General features: G+C 72.5%; 19 protein-coding genes. 10 read left to right on the top strand and 9 right to left on the bottom strand.

Annotated elements, in window-relative coordinates; all coding sequences use genetic code 11:
- Window positions 1-89: 89 nt before the first annotated feature.
- The 3 genes from pruA to EV190_RS00760 all read left to right on the top strand — a co-directional run bounded on the left by pruA (window position 90) and on the right by EV190_RS00760 (window position 3,831).
- Window positions 90-1,718: an L-glutamate gamma-semialdehyde dehydrogenase gene (pruA, locus tag EV190_RS00770; protein WP_133739457.1), complete on the top strand. Its 1,629-nt coding sequence runs from the start codon at window positions 90-92 to the stop codon at window positions 1,716-1,718.
- Window positions 1,719-1,793: 75 nt separating this feature from the next.
- Window positions 1,794-2,720 (top strand): proline dehydrogenase family protein, encoded by a 927-nt coding sequence (locus tag EV190_RS00765; protein WP_133739456.1) that lies wholly within the window; start codon window positions 1,794-1,796, stop codon window positions 2,718-2,720.
- A gap of 187 nt (window positions 2,721-2,907) precedes the next feature.
- Entirely contained in the window at window positions 2,908-3,831 is a 924-nt protein-coding gene (locus EV190_RS00760; RefSeq protein ID WP_133739455.1) for a Bax inhibitor-1/YccA family protein, read from the top strand.
- Between the two features lie 91 nt (window positions 3,832-3,922).
- Here EV190_RS00760 and EV190_RS00755 read toward each other — a convergent pair whose 3' ends face one another.
- The 3 genes from EV190_RS00755 to EV190_RS00745 form a co-directional block, all read right to left on the bottom strand.
- Window positions 3,923-4,165, bottom strand: coding sequence for a DUF4287 domain-containing protein (locus EV190_RS00755; protein WP_133740085.1), 243 nt, complete (start codon window positions 4,163-4,165; stop codon window positions 3,923-3,925).
- A gap of 241 nt (window positions 4,166-4,406) precedes the next feature.
- Window positions 4,407-5,630, bottom strand: coding sequence for an acetyl-CoA C-acetyltransferase (locus EV190_RS00750; RefSeq protein ID WP_133739454.1), 1,224 nt, complete (start codon window positions 5,628-5,630; stop codon window positions 4,407-4,409).
- A gap of 55 nt (window positions 5,631-5,685) precedes the next feature.
- Window positions 5,686-6,729, bottom strand: coding sequence for an SGNH/GDSL hydrolase family protein (locus EV190_RS00745; RefSeq protein WP_208113022.1), 1,044 nt, complete (start codon window positions 6,727-6,729; stop codon window positions 5,686-5,688).
- 256 nt (window positions 6,730-6,985) lie between these two features.
- Between EV190_RS00745 and EV190_RS00740 the strand changes: the two genes are divergently transcribed.
- The 3 genes from EV190_RS00740 to EV190_RS00730 all read left to right on the top strand — a co-directional run bounded on the left by EV190_RS00740 (window position 6,986) and on the right by EV190_RS00730 (window position 10,332).
- The gene (locus tag EV190_RS00740; RefSeq protein WP_133739452.1) at window positions 6,986-8,353 is read left to right on the top strand and encodes a cystathionine beta-synthase; all 1,368 of its coding nucleotides are present in this window, start codon (window positions 6,986-6,988) and stop codon (window positions 8,351-8,353) included.
- Between the two features lie 115 nt (window positions 8,354-8,468).
- Complete coding sequence (locus EV190_RS00735) at window positions 8,469-9,152, top strand: acyltransferase (RefSeq protein WP_133739451.1); 684 nt, start codon at window positions 8,469-8,471, stop codon at window positions 9,150-9,152.
- 34 nt (window positions 9,153-9,186) lie between these two features.
- A complete protein-coding gene (locus tag EV190_RS00730; protein WP_133739450.1) occupies window positions 9,187-10,332 on the top strand; it encodes a cystathionine gamma-synthase in 1,146 nt (381 codons plus the stop codon).
- 91 nt (window positions 10,333-10,423) lie between these two features.
- Here the strand turns inward: EV190_RS00730 and EV190_RS00725 are convergent, their stop codons facing one another.
- Both EV190_RS00725 and EV190_RS00720 read right to left on the bottom strand, forming a co-directional pair.
- Entirely contained in the window at window positions 10,424-12,367 is a 1,944-nt protein-coding gene (locus EV190_RS00725) for a vWA domain-containing protein (protein ID WP_133739449.1), read from the bottom strand.
- 28 nt (window positions 12,368-12,395) lie between these two features.
- Window positions 12,396-13,826 carry a sigma 54-interacting transcriptional regulator gene (locus tag EV190_RS00720; RefSeq protein WP_394345474.1) on the bottom strand — a complete coding sequence of 477 codons (1,431 nt, stop codon included), beginning with the start codon at window positions 13,824-13,826 and terminating at the stop codon, window positions 12,396-12,398.
- 285 nt (window positions 13,827-14,111) lie between these two features.
- Here EV190_RS00720 and EV190_RS00715 point away from each other — a divergent pair, with 285 nt between their 5' ends.
- A complete protein-coding gene (locus tag EV190_RS00715) occupies window positions 14,112-15,272 on the top strand; it encodes an FIST signal transduction protein (RefSeq protein ID WP_133739447.1) in 1,161 nt (386 codons plus the stop codon).
- A gap of 143 nt (window positions 15,273-15,415) precedes the next feature.
- Window positions 15,416-16,645: a hypothetical protein gene (locus tag EV190_RS00710; RefSeq protein ID WP_133739446.1), complete on the top strand. Its 1,230-nt coding sequence runs from the start codon at window positions 15,416-15,418 to the stop codon at window positions 16,643-16,645.
- Between the two features lie 292 nt (window positions 16,646-16,937).
- Here EV190_RS00710 and EV190_RS00705 read toward each other — a convergent pair whose 3' ends face one another.
- From EV190_RS00705 to EV190_RS00690, 4 genes are all read right to left on the bottom strand, one after another.
- Window positions 16,938-17,525, bottom strand: coding sequence for an RDD family protein (locus EV190_RS00705; protein ID WP_243742253.1), 588 nt, complete (start codon window positions 17,523-17,525; stop codon window positions 16,938-16,940).
- 63 nt (window positions 17,526-17,588) lie between these two features.
- Window positions 17,589-18,179, bottom strand: a complete 591-nt coding sequence (locus EV190_RS00700; protein WP_166655346.1) for an RDD family protein — start codon at window positions 18,177-18,179, stop codon at window positions 17,589-17,591.
- Between the two features lie 173 nt (window positions 18,180-18,352).
- The gene (gene greA, locus EV190_RS00695) at window positions 18,353-18,853 is read right to left on the bottom strand and encodes a transcription elongation factor GreA (RefSeq protein WP_133739444.1); all 501 of its coding nucleotides are present in this window, start codon (window positions 18,851-18,853) and stop codon (window positions 18,353-18,355) included.
- Window positions 18,854-19,067: 214 nt separating this feature from the next.
- A complete protein-coding gene (locus tag EV190_RS00690) occupies window positions 19,068-19,499 on the bottom strand; it encodes a DUF4307 domain-containing protein (protein ID WP_133739443.1) in 432 nt (143 codons plus the stop codon).
- Window positions 19,500-19,663: 164 nt separating this feature from the next.
- Between EV190_RS00690 and mca the strand changes: the two genes are divergently transcribed.
- Together mca and EV190_RS00680 are read left to right on the top strand one after the other, a co-directional pair.
- On the top strand, window positions 19,664-20,536 hold the full coding sequence (mca, locus tag EV190_RS00685; protein ID WP_133739442.1) for a mycothiol conjugate amidase Mca: 873 nt from the start codon (window positions 19,664-19,666) through the stop codon (window positions 20,534-20,536).
- An 11-nt stretch (window positions 20,537-20,547) separates the two neighbouring features.
- Window positions 20,548-20,769 carry a hypothetical protein gene (locus EV190_RS00680; protein ID WP_133739441.1) on the top strand — a complete coding sequence of 74 codons (222 nt, stop codon included), beginning with the start codon at window positions 20,548-20,550 and terminating at the stop codon, window positions 20,767-20,769.
- Window positions 20,770-20,904 lie beyond the last annotated feature (135 nt).

Genomic DNA, 20,904 nt, shown 5'->3' with positions numbered 1-20,904 from the left:
TGAAGAGTAGCCGCCCACACAAGAACGAACCGGATGGATCGACATAGCGTTTGTCCAGTTCAACCACGACATACGAGGGGGCCAGTCCCATGGACGCCGTGACGAACGTTCCCGCGCCGGTGAACGAGCCGGTCCTGTCCTACGCGCCGGGCAGTGCCGAGCGGACCGCTCTCGCCGAGCAGCTCAAGTTGCTGGCCCAGGAGCCGGTCGACCTGACGATGACCATCGGGGGCGAGCGGCGGATGGGCGGCGGCGACCGCGTTGACGTCGTGCAGCCGCACAACCACGCCGCGGTCCTGGGGACCTTCGGCAACGCCACCCACGACGACGCCCGCGCCGCCGTCGCCGCCGCGAAGCGGGCCGCCCCCGCCTGGCGGGAGACCCCCTTCGACGAGCGCGCCGCGATCCTGCTGCGCGCCGCGGACCTGCTGTCCGGCCCGTGGCGCCAGCGCCTCAACGCCGCCACCATGCTGGGCCAGTCCAAGACCGCGGTCCAGGCCGAGATCGACGCGGCCTGCGAGCTCGTCGACTTCTGGCGGTTCAACGTCCGCTTCGCCCGCCAGATCATGGCCGAGCAGCCCCCGGCGAACGCCCCGGGCGTGTGGAACCGCACCGACCACCGGCCGCTCGAGGGCTTCGTCTACGCGATCACGCCGTTCAACTTCACCGCCATCGCGGGGAACCTGCCCACCGCTCCCGCGCTCATGGGCAACGTCGTGGTGTGGAAGCCCTCGCCCACCCAGACCTTCGCCGCGCACCTGACCATGAGCCTGCTGGAGGAGGCCGGGCTGCCCCCGGGCGTCATCAACCTCGTCACCGGCGACGGCCTGGCGGTCTCCGACGTGGCCCTGACCGACCCGGACCTGGCCGGCATCCACTTCACCGGCTCCACCCGCACCTTCCAGCACCTGTGGCGCACGGTCGGCGAGAACATCTCCGGCTACCGCTCCTACCCGCGCGTCGTCGGCGAGACCGGCGGCAAGGACTTCATCGTCGCGCACGCCTCCGCGGACCCCGACATCCTGCGCACCGCGATGCTGCGCGGCGCGTTCGAGTACCAGGGGCAGAAGTGCTCGGCGGCCTCGCGCGCCTTCGTCGCCCGCTCGGTGTGGAACAGGATGAGGGACGACCTCGTCGGCGAGGTCGAGTCGCTGGCCGTCGGCGACGTCACCGACTTCGGCAACTTCATGGGCGCCGTCATCGACCGCCGCTCCTACGACCGCCTCTCCGGGGTGCTCGACGCGGCCCGCACGGACCCCTCCCTGGAGGTCCTCGCGGGCGGCACCGCCGACGACAGCACCGGCTACTTCGTCCGGCCCACCGTCCTGCTCGGCTCGGACCCCGGCCACGAGGTGTTCTCCACCGAGTACTTCGGCCCGGTCCTGGCGGTCAACGTGTACGAGGACGACGCCTTCGACGAGGTCCTGGAGACCGTCGACACCGGCGCGCCCTACGGCCTGACCGGCGCGGTCATCGCCACCGACCGCGCGGCCGTCACCCGGGCGTCCCGGGCGCTGCGCTTCGCCGCCGGGAACTTCTACGTCAACGACAAGCCCACCGGCGCGGTCGTGGGCCAGCAGCCGTTCGGCGGCGCGCGCGCCAGCGGCACCAACGACAAGGCCGGATCGGCGGCGAACCTGGCGCGCTGGAGCAGTCCCCGGTCCATCAAGGAGACGTTCGTCCCGCCGACGGACTACCGCTACCCCCACCAGGGCTGACACCAGGCCAGGGCCCCGGGCCGGATCGATCCGGCCCGGGGCCGCCCCCCACGTAGTGAACACCGCGAGGTCCCCATGCTCCGTACACCGCTACTGATCGCCGGACGGTCGACGGCCTGCCGAAAGTTCGTCGAGCGTGCTCCCTTCACCCGCGACCTGGTGACCCGGTTCGTCGCCGGGACCACGCTGGAGGAGGCCCTCCCGGTCGTCGGCGGGATCACCGCCGACCGGCTGGTCACCCTGGACCACCTGGGCGAGGACGTCGCCGACGAGGCCCAGGCCCGGGAGACCGCCGACGTGTACACCCGGCTGCTGGCCGAGCTCGGCGGGCGGGGCCTCGCCGAGCGGGTCGAGGTGTCGGTGAAGCTGTCCGCGGTCGGCCAGGCCCTGCCCGTGGACGGGCGGAAGACCGCGCTGGACAACGCCCGGCGGATCTGCGAGGCGGCGGAGGCGGTCGGCACCACGGTCACCCTGGACATGGAGGACCACACCACCACCGACTCGACCCTGGAGGTCCTGCGCGAGCTGCGGGTCGACTTCCCCTGGGTCGGCGCGGTCCTGCAGGCCTACCTGCGCCGGACCGAGGCCGACTGCCGGGACCTGGCCCGCGAGGGCTCGCGGGTGCGGCTGTGCAAGGGCGCCTACGACGAGCCGGCGTCGGTCGCCTACCGCGACAAGGGCGAGGTGGACCGCTCCTACGTGCGCTGCCTGAAGACGCTGATGAACGGCGCCGGATACCCGATGGTCGCCTCCCACGACCCGCGCGTGATCGAGATCGCCGGGCACCTGGCGGCCGCCGCGAACCGCTCCGCGGACTCCTACGAGTACCAGATGCTGTACGGGATCCGGACCGAGGAGCAGACCGCGCTGGCGGCCGGGGGCAGGCGGATGCGGGTGTACGTGCCCTACGGGCAGGAGTGGTACGGCTACTACATGCGCCGCCTTGCCGAGCGCCCCGCCAACCTGGCGTTCTTCGCGCGCTCCCTGTGGTCCTCCCGCTGATCTCGACCTTTCCGGGGTCTCCCAGGCGGTTGAGACCCCGGAAAGGTCGAGATCAGCGCGAAAAGGGGCAGTGAAAGAGAGGGAGACCCGTGCCCACACTGTGACAGAGTCGTGGGAACCCGTCCGTGAGGGCATCCGTTACGTTAATGGCAGTAGTGTCACGCCCCTGAAAGGTGCGGAGCGAAAAATGCGGATGCGCAGTTCAAACCCCGTTCTCAAGCGGGCTATGGCGTCTGGCCCGGGAGGCGCGGGCGCACAGACCCATCAAGGCCCCTATGGTCAGGGCCCGTACCAGCAGGGGTACGGGCAGCCCTACCCGCAGCAGCCCGGATACCCCCCGCAGGGGTACGGACCCGGCCAGTACGCCCCCCAGCAGGGCTACGGCCACGGCGGTCCCGTGCACCGGGCCCCCGACTACCGTCCGATCACCATCGACGACGTCGTCATGCGGACCGGGTTCACGCTCGGCACCGTGGTGCTGGGCGCGGTCGTCACCTACTTCCTGGCCGCGATGGTCAACCCCGGCCTCGGGATCGGCCTGCTGGCCCTGGGCGCGATCGGCGGCCTGGTCCTGGGCCTGGTCATCTCGTTCAAGCAGTCCACGAACCCGGGCCTGATCCTCACCTACGCGGTGTTCGAGGGCCTGCTGGTCGGCGGCTTCAGCTTCGTGCTGGAGCGCTCGATCGGCTCCGCGGCCGGGGGCCTCGTGGTGCCCGCGGTGTTCGGCACGCTGTTCGTGGCGGGCGGCATGCTCGCGCTGTACAAGTTCCAGATCATCCGGGTCACCAACACCTTCGTGAAGGTCGTGACCGCGGCCCTCATCGGGTTCGTCGCGCTGATCCTGGTCAACTTCGTGCTGAGCTTCTTCATCGACGGCGGCCTGGGCCTGCGCACCGCCGGCCCGCTGGGTCTGGCCGTCAGCGCCATCGCCATCATCCTGGCCGCGCTGGTGCTGGCCATCGACTTCAAGGGCGTGGACGACGCCATCGCGATGGGCCTGCCGGAGAAGTTCTCCTGGCAGCTCGCGTTCGGCCTGACCGTCACGCTGGTCTGGCTCTACATCGAGATCCTGCGCCTGCTCTGGATGATCCAGTCGATCTTCAGCGATTAGCGCCGAGTGCGCGGCGGCCGAGAGCGCCCCGTCCCGTCGTCACGGGGCGGGGCGCTCTCTTCTCCTGGTCGTCGTGTCGTCCGGCACGGGCTCAGGTGCGCGGGAACGGGACCGCGGGGTTGCGGCGGCGGCGGTCGAACTCCTGGACGATCGCCTGGGCGTAACCGTGGCTCAGGTTGTGCTCGTCGGCCAACCAGTGGGCCCGTTCGGCGCAGCTGGACAACCCGGGGCCCTTCGCCAAGGTGTCGAACCACTCGTGGAGTTCGCGTCCTGTGACGGTCGGGATTCGGGCGATGAGCAGCGCGTGTGTCTCCGGCGAGTGGGTTACCGACATTGGCACCTCCGAGAGTGAACGGCACTTATCAAGGACACTGCAACACGATCCCGGTTTGGACAAGGGCTGGGTACCAGCTTTTACGCTGGATTCCGTAGATCGCCTTTGCCCTGCTGCGACGCCCCGACCGCCACCGCCGCCAGGCGTGGGAAAAGGCGGTCAGAAGATGGCAAAGCGGGGCATCCGCAAGGAATGCCCCGCTTCGTGGTGAAGACGACCAGACGGGTCGAACCGGCCCGGGTCAGCTCAGCCGCTCGAAGACGGCGGCCATGCCCTGCCCGCCGCCCACGCACATGGTCTCCAGGCCGAAGGTCTTGTCGTGGAACCGCAGGCCGTTGAGCAGGGTCGTGGTGATCCGCGCGCCCGTCATGCCGAACGGGTGGCCCACCGCGATCGCGCCGCCGTTCACGTTCAGCTGGGTGTCGATGTCGATGCCCAGGTCGTCGGCCGAGGGCAGTACCTGCGCGGCGAACGCCTCGTTGATCTCCACCAGGTCGATGTCGCCGATCGCCATGTTCGCCCGCGCCAGCGCCTGGCGGGAGGCCTCGACCGGACCCAGGCCCATGATCTCGGGCGACAGCCCGCTCACACCGGTCGAGACGATCCGGGCCAGCGGGGTGATGCCCAGCTGGGCGGCCTTGAGGTCGCTCATGACGACCAGTGCGGCCGCGCCGTCGTTCAGCGGGCAGCAGTTGCCCGCGGTCACGGTGCCGTCGGGGCGGAACACCGGCTTGAGCTGGGAGACCTTCTCGTACGTGGTGCCGCGCCGGGGGCCGTCGTCGGTGGAGACCACGGTGCCGTCGGGCAGCGTCACCGGCGTGATCTCGCGCTCCCAGAAGCCGTTGTCCATGGACTTCTCGGCCAGGTTCTGCGAACGCACCCCGAACTCGTCCTGGCGCTGCCGGGACAGTCCGCGCAGCTGCACCACGTTCTCGGCGGTCTGGCCCATCGCGATGTAGACGTCGGGGAGCCCGTCGCTCCCACGCGGGTCCGCCCACGTGTCGGCGCCGCCCTCGGCGCGCTTGGCGGTGCGCGCCTGCGCCTGGTCGAACAGCGGGTTCTGGGTGTCGGGCAGCGAGTCGCTGTTGCCCTTGACGAAGCGGCTGACCATCTCCACCCCGGCGGAGACGAAGACGTCGCCCTCGCCGGCCTTGATCGCGTGGTAGGCCATCCGGGTGGTCTGCAGCGACGAGGAGCAGTAGCGGGTGACGGTGGCGCCGGGCACGGTGTCCAGCCCCAGCTGGACCGCGACCACGCGGGCCAGGTTGTTGCCCTGCTCGCCGCCGGGCAGGCCGCAGCCGAGGAGCAGGTCGTCGATGGTGGCGGGGTCCAGCTGCGGGACCTTGGCCAGGGCGGCGGAGATGATCTGCGCGGCGATGTCGTCCGGCCGCAGGTCCTTGAGCGAACCCTTGAAGGCCCGTCCGATCGGAGAGCGCGCCGTGGCGACGATGACGGCTTCAGGCATGTTCGCGGCCTTTCTCTGGAGGAAACTGCTCACACGGAACGTCGTGATCCGAACGTTAACCGGTCGGGTTCCGGACTCCCGTATCCGGGGTGGCGTTGACCGAATCAGAATCGGTTTCACTGTCGGCCTCGTCGGACGCCGACTCGGGGCCGCGGCGCAGCAGCCGGGCCAGGAGACCGCGCGGACCGCCGCGCCCGCCTTCGACCACCCCGGCCGGGCTGACCGTGCTCCCGGCCTGCTCGGCGGCCTCGACCGCGGCGCGGTCGACCGGGAGCACGTCCTCGTCCGGATGCCTCCACCCGATCGAATCGGGCAGCAGCCCCAGCGCCGCGCACACCGACGGCAGCACCGCCGTGGCGGCCTGCGCGTACCCGCGGGCCGAGGGATGGAAACGGTCGGGGCCGAACATCTCGTCGGGACGGAGTTCGAGGTCGTCCGCGAACAGGTCGCTCAACGCCACCGTGCGCCCGCCCTCCTCGACCACCGCGATCGTCTGGGCGGCGGCCAGCTGGCGCGAGGCGCGGCGCGCGATGGAGCGCAGCGGCTGCGGGATCGGCTGCACCGTGCCCAGGTCGGGGCAGGTGGCGACTACCACGGCCGCGCCCGCCAGGGAGAGGGCGCGCACCACCTCCCGCAGGTGCTGGACCGAGTCGGCGGGACGCACCCGGCGGATGACGTCGTTGGCCCCGATGAAGACGACCGCCACGTCCACGGGCCGCTCGCGGACCTTGTCCAGTTGGGCGTGCAGGTCCCCGGAGGTGGCCCCGACCCTGGCCACGTCGCGCAGCCGCACCGGCCGGTCCGCGGCGGCGGACAGCCCGGAGGCGATCAGGCAGGCCGGGGTCTGCAGGGGGTCGGACACCGCGAACCCGGCGGCGGTGGAGTCGCCCATCATCACGAGCCGGACGGGGGCGCCCTCGCCCGAGCCGTAGACCCCGTTGACCCTGGGCCGCTTCCACGTGGTGAGCCCGATCGTCCTGGCCGCGATCCTGGTCTGGAGGTACAGGAGCGCGACAGTGCTCGCCCCCAGCAACGTCAACCCGCCGCCGCCGAACGCCGTCGCGGTGGCGATCCGACGGGCCCGCGTCGCACGCAGCACCATGTTCCGGCCTCCTGTCCGTCTGTGGACGCGTGGATACTCCCCTTCCCTCCTTGGGATACCCGGGCCGCCGGGGCAAGTCGGCCCCCGGCACGACACAGGAGGGCAACGCCGGTCCCGGGGTGGCCGGGCGGAGCGGACGCCGCGTTAAGGTCGGACGGATACCGGTCCGGTCGGCCGGACGCCGTTCACGGCCGCGCCGCGGAGTCCGCGGTCGCGCGGCACGGAAAGACGAAGAAAAAAGGGGGAGCCGCTGATGCGGGCCTACAACTCTCTGATCGAACTGGTCGGCGACACCCCGCTGGTGCGGTTGAACAAGGTCGCCTCGGGGCTCGCGCCGACCGTGCTCGCCAAGGTCGAGTACTTCAACCCGGGCGGTTCGGTCAAGGACCGGATCGCGCTGCGCATGGTCGAGGACGCCGAGAAGAGGGGGCTGCTCAAGCCGGGCGGCACCATCGTCGAGCCGACCTCGGGCAACACAGGGGTGGGCCTGGCGATCGTGGCCGTGGAGAAGGGGTACCGCTGCGTATTCGTCTGCCCCGACAAGGTCGGCGTCGACAAGCTCTCGGTGCTGCGCGCCTACGGGGCCGAGGTCGTGGTCTGCCCGACCACGGTCGCCCCCGACCACCCCGAGTCCTACTACTCGGTGTCCGACCGCCTGGCCGCGACCATCCCCGGCGCGTGGAAGCCCGACCAGTACGCCAACCCCCGCAACCCCGAGTCGCACTACCACGGCACCGGCCCCGAGCTGTGGGAGCAGACCGAGGGCCGGATCACCCACTTCGTCGCGGGCATCGGCACCGGCGGCACGATCACCGGCACCGGCCGCTACCTCAAGGAGGTCTCCGGCGGCAGGGTCAAGGTCATCGGCGCCGACCCCGAGGGCTCGGTCTACTCGGGCGGGACCGGGCGGCCCTACCTGGTCGAGGGCGTCGGCGAGGACATCTGGCCGGACACCTACGACACGAGCGTCTGCGACGAGGTCGTCGCGGTCAGCGACAAGGACTCCTTCCTCATGACCCGCCGCCTCGCCAAGGAGGAGGCGCTGCTGGTCGGCGGCTCCTGCGGGCTCGCGGTCGTGGCCGCGCTCAGGGTGGCGGAGACCGCCGGACCCGACGACGTCGTCGTGGTGCTGCTGCCCGACGGCGGCCGCGGCTACCTCGGCAAGATCTTCAACGACGAGTGGATGGCCGACTACGGCTTCCTGTCCGCGGAGACCGAGGAGGCCACCGCCGGGCAGGTGCTGGCGGGCAAGGGCACGGCGATGCCCGAGTTCGTGCACGTCCACCCGCACGAGACGGTGGGCACGGCGGTGGCCGTCATGCGCGAGTACGGCGTCTCGCAGCTCCCGGTGATGAAGGAGGAGCCGCCGGTCATGGCCGCCGAGGTGGTCGGGGCCATCGCCGAGCGCGACCTGCTCGACGCGCTGTTCAACGGCCGGGCCCAGCTGGACGACCCGGTGGACACGCGCATGAGCGCCCCGCTGCCGCAGGTCGGCTCGGGGGAGCCGGTGAGCCGCTGCGTGGAGCTGCTCCAGAAGGCCGGGGCCGTGGTGGTGCTGGTCGACGGCAAGCCCGCGGGCGTGCTGACGCGCCAGGACCTGCTGACCCACCTCACCAACTGAGAGCCCCCCGCCGCGGTCCCGAGGCTCCTCCGGTGGCAGCCCGGGGAGACCACCGGACCGCGGCGGGAGGCTAGTGTTCTCCTCGGCGCTACCGGCGAGTAGGAACGGGGATCGGGTGTCGCGACTGACTTCCTGGATGGTGCGGACGGCCTGGTCGTGGGCCAGGCGCAAGGCGGACATCCGGTACGGTTCGCGCGCCGCGGCCCGGTTCGCCGCCTACGGCGAGGGGACCTCCATCGCGTTCCCGCCCGCCACGATCTTCGGCGAGGCGTGGATCGAGATCGGCGCGCACACCCTGCTGGGCGGGGACATCACGCTCACGGCGGGGTTCGTGCCGGGCCTGGACCTGGGGCCCGAACCGCTGATCCGGATCGGCGGGGGCTGCGCCATCGGCCGGGGCTCGCACGTGGTGGCGCACAAGTCCATCGTGGTGGGCGACCACGTCTTCATGGGGCCCTACGTCTACATCACCGACCAGAACCACGTCTACACCGACCCCGAGACCCCCGTCGGCGGCCAGTGGCCCACCGACGACCCGGTCCGCGTCGGCTCGGGCACCTGGATCGGCGCGAACGCGGTGATCCTGCCCGGCGTGACCCTGGGCCGCAACTGCGTGGTGGCCGCGAGCTCCGTGGTGCGCCCGGGCGAGTACCCCGACCACAGCGTCATCGCCGGGGTCCCGGGCCGCGTCGTGCGCCGCTACGACCCCGAGGCCGGGTGGCTCCCGCCCCTGCGCGGGGGCGGCTCCCCGCACACGACCTCCGCGAGCCCGCCCGAGTCCACCCCGCCCGAGGTGTGAGGAACGGGGACGACGCGGTACTACCCTGGGCCGCATGACTTACGAGGGGTTTGAGACGCTGGCCATCCACGCCGGTCAGGAGGCGGACGCCGCGACCGGGGCGGTCGCGGTTCCCATCTACCAGACGAGCACCTACCGCCAGGACGGCGTGGGCGGGCTGCGCGGCGGATACGAGTACACCCGCACCGGCAATCCCACCCGGGCCGCGCTGGAGGAGTGCGTGGCGGCGCTGGAGGGGGGTGTGCGGGGGCTGGCGTTCGCGTCGGGGATGGCCGCCGAGGACACCCTGCTGCGCACCATCGCGAAGCCGGGCGACCACCTGATCATCCCGGGCGACGCCTACGGCGGCACGTTCCGGCTGGTCTCCAAGGTCCTGGAGCGCTGGGGGGTGGCCTGGGACGCGGTGGACCTGTCGGACCCGGACGCCGTGCGCGCCAGGGTGCGGCCCGAGACGGTCGCGATCTGGGTGGAGACGCCCACCAACCCGCTGCTCAACATCGCCGACATCGCCGCGCTGGGCGAGGTCGCGCACGCCTCGGGCGCGCTCCTGGTGGTCGACAACACCTTCGCCTCGCCCTACCTGCAGCGGCCGATCCGGCTGGGCGCCGACGTGGTGGTCCACTCCACCACCAAGTACCTGGGCGGGCACTCCGACGTCGTCGGCGGCGCGCTGGTCGTGGCCGACCCGGAGCTGGGCGAGCGCCTGGCCTTCCACCAGAACACCATGGGCGCGGTCGCGGGCCCGTTCGACGCCTGGCTGACCCTGCGCGGCATCAAGACGCTCGCGGTCCGGATGGACCGGCACTGCGCCAACGCCGAGCGCGTCGTGGCCGAACTCGAGCGGCACCCGGAGGTCTCCGCGGTCCTGTACCCGGGGATGCCCGAGCACCCCGGGCACAAGACCGCCTCCGAACAGATGAGCGGGTTCGGCGGGATGGTCTCCTTCCGGCTGCGCGGCGGCGAGGAGGCCGCGCTGCGCGTGTGCGACCGCGCCAGGGTGTTCACCCTGGCCGAGTCGCTGGGCGGGGTCGAGTCGCTGATCGAGCACCCCGGGAGGATGACGCACGCCTCCACGGCCGGTTCGGCCCTGGAGGTGCCGAACGACCTGGTCCGGATCTCCGTCGGCATCGAGTCGGCCGACGACCTGGTCGAGGACCTCCGCCAGGCCCTGGAGCCCTGAGGACCCGGACGGCCCTTCCCCCGCTGATCTTGACCTTTCCGGGGTCTCAACCGCCTTTGAGACCCCGGAAAGGTCAAGATCAGCGGGGGGATCACCGCGTCCGGCGTCTGGACAGGAATTCGTCGACCACGAACGCGCCCAGGCGGTCGGGGGACGGACGCAGGGTCCGGCCGCCGTTGCGGCCGACCAGGGCCGAGACGAACTCCTCCAGCCGGGGGTCGTCGGCCAGCATGAACACGTTCAGCCGGGCCCCGCGCCGCGTCATCCGGTCCACCTCGGCCAGCGTCGACTCGGTGGTCCGCCGCGTCGGCGGGTACTCGAACCGGGAGGTGCCGTCGCGCTCCAGGTGCGCGGTCGGCTCACCGTCGGTGATGACCAGGACGATCGGCTCGAACTCGGGGTGCCGGTCCAGGTGCCGTCCGGCCAGCACCAGCGCGTGCTGCAGGTTGGTGCCCTGGACCCGCTCCAGGGACAGCCCCGCCAGCTCGCCCGGCTTCAGCTCGCGCGCGTAGTCGTTGAAGCCGATGACCCGCACCGCGTCCTGGGGGAACCGGGTGGTCGCCAGCGCGTGCAGGGCCATCGCGGTCCGCTTGGCCGGCTCCCACAGGCCCCGCAGCACCATCGAGTAGGACAGGTCCACCAGCAGGCACACCGCCGCGGCGTCGCGCCGCTCGGTCTCGGCGACCTCGAAGTCCTCCGGGCGCAGCCGCGTCCGGCCGCCGGGCCCGCCGCCGCGGGACGCGGCGTTGGCGAGCGTGCGCACGACGTCCAGCGGCTGCTCGTCCCCGAACCGCCACGGCCGCGACGACCCGGTGGGCTCCCCGGCCGCGCCGACCGCGGTGCTCTCGTGGCCGCCCGGACGGCCGCGGGAGGGAGCGGGGAAGACCTCGCGCAGCGCCGTCTCCCCCAGCCTGCGCACCGCCTTGGGGGTGAGCTCCAGGCCGGTGCGCGAACCCGACAGGTAGCCCTGGTCGCGCAGCTGCCGCTCGAGTTCGCGCAGCCGCTCCACGTCGTCCACGGCCGACTGCCCGAGCGCCCGGCGCACCGCCTCGGGGTCGACGTCGTCCAGTCCGGCGCCCGCGTAGTCCTGGCCCAGCGCCGCCTCCAGCTCGGCCAGTTCGGCGAGCTCCGCCACCGCCGTGGTGGCGTCGCCCATGCCCAGGCCCTGATCGCCGGTCATGGGCTGCCCGCCCGACCAGGCGAGGTCGGGCCGCCGCGCGCGCAGGGCCCGCCCGAGCCGCTCCATCGACTCGGACAGCCCGGCCTCCTCCATGGCCTGGCGGCCCAGCGCGTCCAGTTCGGCGCGCTGCTCGGGGGTGAGCGAGTCCAGCACCCGCTGCGCGGCGGCGGAGCGGCGCGCCAGCGAGTCCACGAGCTCGGCGAGGTCGCGCGGGCGGTCCGGGAAGAGGTCGCCGTACTCGGCCATGAACCGGTCGAAGTCGGCGGGGGTGTGCTCGCCCCGGTCGTCGGCCTCCAGCATCGCGTTCAACGCGTCCAGCATCGCGGCCACCCGCCGGAGGTCCTCGGGCGAGCCGTTCTCCAGGGCCTGCTTCATGCCCAGGAACCGCGAGTCCAGGACCTCGCGCCGCAGCAGGTCGCGCAGCTGGTCGAAGGTCGCGCGCGCCGCGTCCGAGCGCCACTGGTAGCCGGCCAGGCGCCGGATCGCCGCGGAGGCGTCCGACGGGAGCTCGTCGAGTTCCCGCTCGCGCAGCCGCGCCTCGTCGCCCGGGTCGGGGAACAGTGCCGCGCGCTCCTGCCCGACGGCCTGGTCCAGCAGCCGCCGCGCCTCGGACAGGGTGCCGTCCAGGCGGCCCTGGGAGCGCAGCCGCCGCCCGCGCTCGCGGATCCGCTCCCGGAGGCCGTCCAGCCCGGCCAGCCCGCGGGTTCCGCGTCGCAGCAGGTCACGCAGTGCCTGCGACGGCCGCGCCCCCGACATCACCGAGCGGCCCAGCTCGTCCAGCGCGGCCCGCGCGTCGTAGGGGGCGCGCAGCGGATCAGGACCGTCGTCGTACTCCCCGTACCGAAACCCGCTCATCGTCAACGCCTCCTCCGGTCAGGCCCGGTCACGTCCGGTAGCGGGCCCCGCCGGGCACCGTGTCCTTGGACAGGCGCCGGTTCAGGTACAGACCCTCCAGCGCGAACTCCAGACCCGCCGCCGCGTAGCCCGGCGTCGCCTCCGGGGCCCCGTCCGAGTCGGGCGCGACCCGCTTGACCAGTTCGGCCAGTCCCGGGAAGGGGCCGACCCGGTCCAGCAGCTCGGTCGCGGACACCAGCTCCCCGGACTCCACGGTCTCCCCGGTGGAGAAGCGCTCCACCAGCGGTCCCAGGTCCACGCCGCCCAGCACGCTCCGGAACGCGTCGTAGGTGGCGCGGCGCAGCAGGTGCCGCAGCACCTCGGCCTCGCGACCCTCCTCGCTCACCTCGAACTCGACCTTGCCGCGCAGTGTGTGCACCACGCCGGGCAGGTCGCAGACCCGCGCGACCGGCCGTTCCTCGCCCACCAGCGCGGCCCGGCGCTCGGCCGAGGCCGCGGCCGTCTCCAGCGCCGCGATCGCGAACCGGGCCGAGACGCCCGAGCGCTCGTCCACGGACGGGGACTCGCGGACCAGCCGGGTGAACCGGGCCACGATCTCCGCCAGGTGCGGCGGCACGAGGACGCCGTCGGCGAAGCCGCTCTCCTGCTCGACCAGGGCGACCTCGTCGGCGAGCTCGGGCGGGTAGTGGGTGCGCACCTCCGCGCCGAACCGGTCCTTGAGCGGTGTGATGATCCGCCCCCGGTTCGTGTAGTCCTCGGGGTTGGCGCTGGCCACCACCAGCATGTCCAGCGGCAGCCGCAGCCGGTAGCCGCGGATCTGCACGTCCCGCTCCTCCAGCACGTTCAGCAGCGCCACCTGGATGCGCGCGGCCAGGTCGGGGAGCTCGTTGAGGCAGAACACGCCTCGGTTGGAGCGCGGAACCAGCCCGTAGTGCACGGTCTCGGGGTCGCCCAGGCTGCGGCCCTCGGCCAACCGGACCGGGTCGACGTCGCCGACGAGGTCGCCGACGCTGGTGTCGGGGGTGGCGAGCTTCTCGCCGTAGCGCTCGCTCCGGTGCCGCCACACGACGGGCAGGTCGTCGCCGTACTCGGCGGCCAGGCGGCGCGCCTCGGGGGAGACCGGGGCGTAGGGGTGGTCGTTGAGCGCGCACCCGGCGACGGCGGGGCTCCACTCGTCCAGCAGGCCCGCGATGGTGCGGATCAGCCGCGTCTTGCCCTGGCCGCGCTCGCCCAGGAGCACCACGTCGTGCCCGGCGAGCAGCGACCGCTCCAGTTGCGGCAGCACGGTCTCGTCGAACCCCACGATGCCGGGGAAGCGCTCCTGCCCGGACCGCATGCGCCGCAGCAGGTTCTCGCGGATCTCGTCTTTGACTGATCGGTGGACATGCCCCGCAGCGCGCAGCGCGCCCAGGGTCTGGGGAAGAGCGGCGTGATCGGACACACGGGGGAGTCTATTCACCAACCCCGGCCCGTGGGGAGCCTCCGTCACATATACGCCCGCGCGCGCTGCCGGTCCCGGTCCCGCCCCTCGCGCGGCTCCCGCCCTGCCGGGGCCGGGGCCGCCGCGTGTCCCGGGGCGCGGGCCGCCGACCGCGCCGGGCTTTCGCCGCGCCGGGTTTTTCTCGGCCCGCGCATGCGAATCAGGGACCCAGGTGGGAATGCTCTGTCTCAGAGACGCCCTCCCGGCGGGGAGAATAGCGGTGTCCGCGGGCGACGCTCGCGGTGAGCGGCGAGGAGGCGACGAGTGGCGCGGTTCGGCGATGCCCTGGCGACCGGTGCCGATCTGGTGAGCGCGGCCGAACGCGCGGCCCTGAAGGCACTGGCGCGGCTCGACGGCCCGGCCGACCTCGTCTGCGTGTTCGTCAGCGGCTCCGACCCCGAGGAGGTGGAGCTCGCGGGGGAGCGCGCCATGGCCCTGGCCGGGGACGCCACCACCATCGGGTGCAGCGCCGACGGCGTCATCGGAGGCGGGCGCGGAGCCGAGGACCAGGGGGCGGTGAGCGTGTGGGCGGCGATGCTGCCCGGCGTCACCGCGACCCCCTTCGACCTCCACGCGATCCCCGAGGGCGACCACCTCGCGATCATCGGGATGGCCGAACCCGGCCCCTCGGACACGGCGGTCCTGCTGCTGGCCGACCCGTACATCTTCCCGGCCCACTCGTTCGTGCGGCGGAGCGAGCCCGCGCTGGGCGGCCTGCCCATCGTGGGGGGCCTCGCCGACGGCAAGCACGGCGGCGAGGACGTCCGGCTGTTCCTCCAGGGCGAGACCGTCCGGTCGGGCGCCGTCGGACTCGTGCTCGGCGGGGAGGGCGTGATCGGGACGATGGTCAGCCAGGGCTGCCGCCCCATAGGCCCCTCCATGGCCGTGACGAAGGCCGAGGACAACATCCTCCTCGAACTCGCCGGGGCCCCCGCCTACGACAAGCTCGAGGACATCGTCAACGCGATCTCCCCGCAGGAGCAGGATCTGGCCGCGGGGGGATTGCACATCGGCATCGCCATGGACGAGTACGCCGACCGCCACGAGCGGGGCGACTTCCTGATCCGCGGCGTCCTCGCGGCCGACCCGGACCAGGGCGCGCTCACCATCGGTGACGTGGTCGAGGTCGGCCAGACGGTCCGCTTCCAGGTCAGCGACCACGACACCGCGGACGGCGACCTCGTGGAGCGCCTGCGCGCGTTCGCCGACGACACGGGCGGCGCCGCCGAGGCCGCCCTGCTGTTCTCCTGCAACGGCCGGGGGACCAGCATGTTCCCCTCCTCCGACCACGACGTGCGCTGCGTCCAGCAGGCCCTGGGCATCGACGCCGTCGGCGGCTTCTTCGCCGCGGGCGAGATCGGCCCCGTCGGCGGGCACAACCACCTGCACGGGCTCACCGCCTGCGTGCTGGCCTTCAAGAGCTGACCGGCTCCGTCCCCGGTCCGGGTCATGTCCGGCGCGCCGTTCCCGCGCCTTCGGGCCGCCGCGGTGCTTACTGGACGCGGCCTGGGGCGCGGACCCGGAACGATCCGGAGGGGCGCCCCGAACGTCACGGGGGAGACCGCCACATGCCGCACGCGCCGTACGCCTGGATGAGAGTGGGAACCGCGGCCGCGGTCGTCGCCGCGGTCCTCGCGGCACCACCGCAGAACGGGGAGGCCGGCGCGGACGCGGGGGACCACCGCGCCGAGGAGGGCTGGATCCGGGAGGACCTGGCCGCGGCGGACCGCTGGGGCGCGGTCCTGCACCCCGACGGGATCGGGGCCGGTGCGGAGCGGCGGAGCGGGGACACCGGGAGCTCTGCCGCCCTGGCCCTCTTCCCGTCGCACCGGCTCGACCGCTCCACCGGGGCCGTCGAGGTCGCGGTGGACGCCACCGGAGCGGACGGGGACCTCGTCGTGGAGGCGCGCGGGACGCGTGCCGACGGGGCGTGGACCGAGTGGCGGGAGGCCGCCGACCCCGGGTCGGAGGGGGGCGGCCGCGTCGCGCTCCCCGCCGAGGTCGACCGGGTCCAGGTGCGGGTGGGCATGGGGGCCGACCCCGGGGCGCGGGTCGGCGGCGTGCGCACCCGCCCGGTCGAGGGCGCCGCCGAGAGCCTCGGACCGGCCGGCGAGCCGTACTCCGCGCGGCTGTTCGCCACCAGGGTCGGACTGGTCGGCCACCGCACCGCCAACGGCGGGACGATCCGCCCCGACGCGCACTTCGTCGCCCTGCCCTCCCGCCGGGGCCTGTCCGCCAAGGGCGGCGGCGAGTACACGGTGCGGGTCTGCACGACCGACGCCGAGCCCCGGAGGTGCGCGTACGCGCCCGTGTGGGACGTGGGCCCGTGGAACACCAAGGACGACCACTGGAACACCGACCGCCAGATGTGGACCGACCTGCCGCAGGGCACGCCCCAGGCCGAGGCCGCCTACCTGGACGGGTACAACGACGGTCTGGACGGGTTCGGCCGCGAGGTCCGCAACCCCGCCGGGATCGACCTCGCCGACGGCACCTTCCGGCATGCCCTCAGGCTCCCCACCAACGCCTGGGTCCAGGTGGACTACCTGTGGACGGGCTCCTACACGCACCTCGCCCGGGTGCGCTCGGCCGACGGCGAGGCCCCGGTGGCCGTGCGCTCGGGACCGGGGGCCCGGTCGGCCGAGACGGGCCTGGCCGCGCACAACGCGAACGTGGACGTGCTGTGCCGCACGGACCGGGACGGGGCCGACGGCGTCTGGTACCACATCGGCGAGGGGCACTACATCCCGGCGGAGAACGCGGACGGCGGCGACACCGCTCCGTGGTGTGGGACCTGACGGGCCCGTCCGGCGGACTCCGGACCCCGGACGCTGGGGAACCTCCGGCGCGGGGGTGGATTCGGGCACCGGTGGTTTTGTTGACGGTCGTGGGCTTTCCGCCCGTTTCGGGGCCGGGAAGGGCAGAAAGCCCACGACCGTCAACGGAATCCTCACGCGACGGACATCATGGGCGCGGCCCCGCCCCGCACCCGCCGTCGCCGCCCGCCGTGGCCCCGCGATCCGCACGACATGAGGCCGAAAGCCCCACCCGAAGCACCCGTGCGCGAACCACCCCCGCGCCGGGGCTTCCCTAGCCGCGGATGACCATGGACCGGACGGCCTTGTCGTGGACGGCCTGACGCCGCGGGGTGTCCGCGGCAGGCCACAGGCAGTCGATGACCAGGAAGAGGTGGCCCAGGCACAGGACCGAGTGCGGGAGGCCGAAGAGCGCGCTGCGCGCCGCGGACCGGCCCTGGGACAGGAGACCGCCGTCGGTGCCGACCACCTTGATCGACACCAGCCGCTTGCCCGGGGTGCGCCCCGAGGCGGCCAGGAACAGCCAGTCGTACAGGAACTGGGCGAGGCCCCAGCCGAAGAGGAAGAGGTAGGCCCAGACCTCGGCGACCGCGTCCGGCATCTCCTCCAGGTCGGGGTTCGTCATGGTCTGGAAGACCGTCACGACGACGAAGAAGACGAACAGCAGGGAGACCAGGAACGTGTAGTCGATGAGCCTGGCGGACAGCCGGCGGCCGAAACCGGCAAGGGGCAGCCCCGTTCCGGGGTCGACGTCCGATCCGGGAAACCGCTGCGCGCCGTAGGGCCCACCGGGTCCTACGGGGGGCGGGCCCTGCGGCATTCCGTACGGCGGCTGCTGGCCTGGCCACGGGGGAGTGTTCACCCAAGCATTATCGCCACGACCGCGGGCGCCCGCACCCGCGGGCCTGGTCGGAGCGCGGTCGGATCAGCCCCGGACGACGTAGGTGGCCGCCATCTTGTCGTGCAGGGACTGCTTGTAGGGCTGGTCCCACAGCGGCCAGAGGACGTCCAGGAGGCCGACCATCGAGACCAGGGAGAGCAGCACCATGGCGCCGTACCGGCCCAGGGCCCGGCCCTTGGACGGGGGCTCGCCAGTGGCCAGCGCGACGATCTTGATGCCCAGGAGGCGCTTGCCCACGGTCTTGCCGGACCTGGCGACGGGGATGTACCAGTAGCGCACCGTGAGGACGACGGCGGCGACGAGGGAGACCCCGATGGTGAGGCCGGCGAACCAGCTGGGGTCGCCGTACCGCCGGTCGGGGTTGAACAGCATCTCCAGGCCGATGGCGGCGCCGAAGCCGGCGAGCAGCGTGCCGTAGAAGAGCAGCATCGCCAGCACCGAGTCGATCAGGGAGGCGACCGCGCGAGAACCCCAGCTCGCGGGTTCGGGGCCGTACACCGGGGCCGGTGGGCCGCCGTACGGATCGCCGTACGGACCGCCGTACGGACCGCCGTACGGACCGCCGTACGGGGAGGCGTGGGGGGCGGGGTACTGGGGGTACTGGGGGGTGTACACGGGAGGCGGACTCCTCGGCGAGACGGTGGAGCCCGTCGATTCTGGCGGCTTCCCCCCGACACGTCCAATCCGGGCGGCGCCGTGGCCGCATCCGGTCGCCCCGCGGGGGTGGAGAACCCCGCAACGCGGAAGGGGTGGCTCGTGGCCACCCCTTCCGCGTATCGCCTAAGGGGTCAGAACCCGCCGTAGGGGACGGCGTCGATGATCTCCACCGTACTGTTCCTGCCGTTGGGGAGCGTGTACGTGGCCTTCTCCCCGGGCTTCTTGCCGTTGATGGCACTGCCCAGCGGGGACTTCGGCGAGTACACGTCGATCGGTGCGCCGCTCTCCTCACGGGAGGCGAGCAGGAAGGTGACCTCCTCGTCGTCACCCTCGAACTTGATCGTCACCGTCATACCGGGGCCGACGACGCCCTCGCTGCGCGGGGCCTCGCCCACCTGGGCGTTGTTCAGGATCGACTGGAGCTGCACGATCCGGGCCTCGATCTTGCCCTGCTCCTCCTTGGCGGCGTGGTAGCCGCCGTTCTCCTTGAGGTCGCCTTCCTCCCGAGCGGCTTCGATCCGGTCGGCGATCTCGATGCGACCAGGCCCAGACAAGTGCTCCAGCTCCGCTGTGAGCCGGTCGTACGCCTCCTGGGTGAGCCAGGTGACGTTGTCATCACGGGTCTCGGTCACGGGAACTCCCTTGGTGCGTCTAGGTACCGCGCCGCGTGGGCGCGGTAGATGAACTTACGAGATTAGCACCGAGCGCTCCAGGCGGCGCGACCATGGAAAACCGCTCCCGGGACGGGGTGCGGCCGCCTCCGGAGGCAGGCCGCGGGGACGGAGGAACCAGGGTCCGCCCGGTGCGGATCGGCGCGGTCGGTGCTCTTGTCGGAAGGGTCGGGGACTACTCGGTCGACTCGCCTGTGGAAGCTTGTTCCCTGCAGGAGACGACTTGTACCGCCGAAGCGCGGCGAACTGTGTCGATCGTGGCCTCGACGTCGCGGACCCCGCTCTCGACGGGGACCTCCGACTGGCCCACCTGCACGTGCTGCTCGTCGACGGCGCTGATCAGACACAGCGCCCCGTCGCGGCTGTTCGTCTGGAAGGTGATCCGCGCCTCGGAGTCGGAGACGACGTCCCAGGTGGCGGTCTGGAAGTGGACCTGTCCCGGCATGCTGCCGCTGTAGCTCAGGAGCGCGAAGCCCCAGCCGATCGTGAAGACGACGGCGGCGATGACGCCCAGGACGAAGAAGACCGGCCGGTTGCCGAGTCGTCGTCGCGCGCCGGTGGCCGGGCCGGCGTCGTGGGACACGGCTTCGTCGGGCTTGGACGGCATGCGGGAATCTCCGAACGTGGGGGCTACGTTGTCTAAGATAACCCTGTCCCGACAGGGTTCTGATCCACCCCCGCCTTGTCCCGCGCGGCGGTCCCGTACTGCGGATATCCGGTACCGGAGCGGCGCATGTCGGCCCATCACGACCATCCGAGGTGTCTTCTCCATTGTCCGAGCGCTTGCGGCTCATGGCCGTACATGCCCACCCAGACGACGAGTCAAGCAAGGGCGCGGCCACCATGGCGCGCTACGTGAGCGAAGGTGCGGAGGTGCTGGTCGTCACCCTCACCGGTGGCGAACGCGGTTCGATCCTCAACCCGGCCATGGACCGCCCCGAGGTCCTGGAGAACATCGGCGAGGTGCGCCGCCAGGAGATGGAGGAGGCCCGGCGCATCCTCGGCGTCCGCCAGGAGTTCTCCGGCTTCGTCGACTCCGGGCTGCCCGAAGGCGACCCGCTGCCCCCGCTCCCCGAGGGCTGCTTCGCCCTCCAGCCGCTGGAGGTCGCGGCCGAGCCCCTCGTGCGCTCGGTCCGCGAGTTCCGCCCGCACGTCCTGCTCACCTACGACGAGCAGGGCGGCTACCCGCACCCCGACCACATCATGTGCCACAAGGTCTCGGTCGAGGCGTTCGACGCCGCGGGCGACCCCGACCGCTACCCGGGCACCGGCGAGCCGTGGCAGCCGCTCAAGCTCTACTACCACGTGTCCTTCCCGCGCGAGCGCTTCGAGGCCATCGCCAAGGCCCTCAGCGAGCGCGGCCTGGAAAACCCGTTCGCCGAGTGGATGGAGCGGATGGAGGAGCGCGACTACCCGCAGTGGGAGGTCACCACGCGGGTCAGGTGCGAGGAGTACTTCGAGACCCGGGACCGCGCCCTCATCGCGCACGCCACCCAGATCGACCCCAACGGCTTCTGGTTCGCGGTCCCCATGGACATCCAGCGCGAGGTGTGGCCCACCGAGGAGTACCACCTGGCGCGCTCCATGGTCGACACGGAGCTCCCGGAGGACGACCTCTTCGCGGGCCTGCGCGACACGGTGTGAGAATGGTCGGTATGAACCACCCCGCGCTCCAGCTCGCAGCCTCCAGCAACCCCGTGGCCGACCTGGCCTCCCCAGGCATCCTGGGCTTCACCGTCATCGCGCTCATCGGCGGGGCCCTGTTCCTGCTCATGCGCTCCATGAAGGGACACCTGGACGTGGCGCGCTCGGGCGACTTCGACCAGCGCGCCGCCGGGGCCACCGTCCCTGCCGAGAAGAGCGCGGAGGACGACTAGGGAGAGCCCTCCCGGACGCCTTCGGATGAGCGGGCGCCGTCCTGGCGGGCGCGAGCCCGGATGATCCGGGAGAGACAACCAGGTCAGAACCTGACCACGGCCCCGCGCGGCCGGACCGGCCGCGCGGGGCCGCGG

This window comes from Actinorugispora endophytica (genome assembly GCF_004363075.1).
Lineage (GTDB): Bacteria > Actinomycetota > Actinomycetes > Streptosporangiales > Streptosporangiaceae > Actinorugispora > Actinorugispora endophytica.
This window is presented reverse-complemented; position numbering and strand designations above follow the sequence as displayed.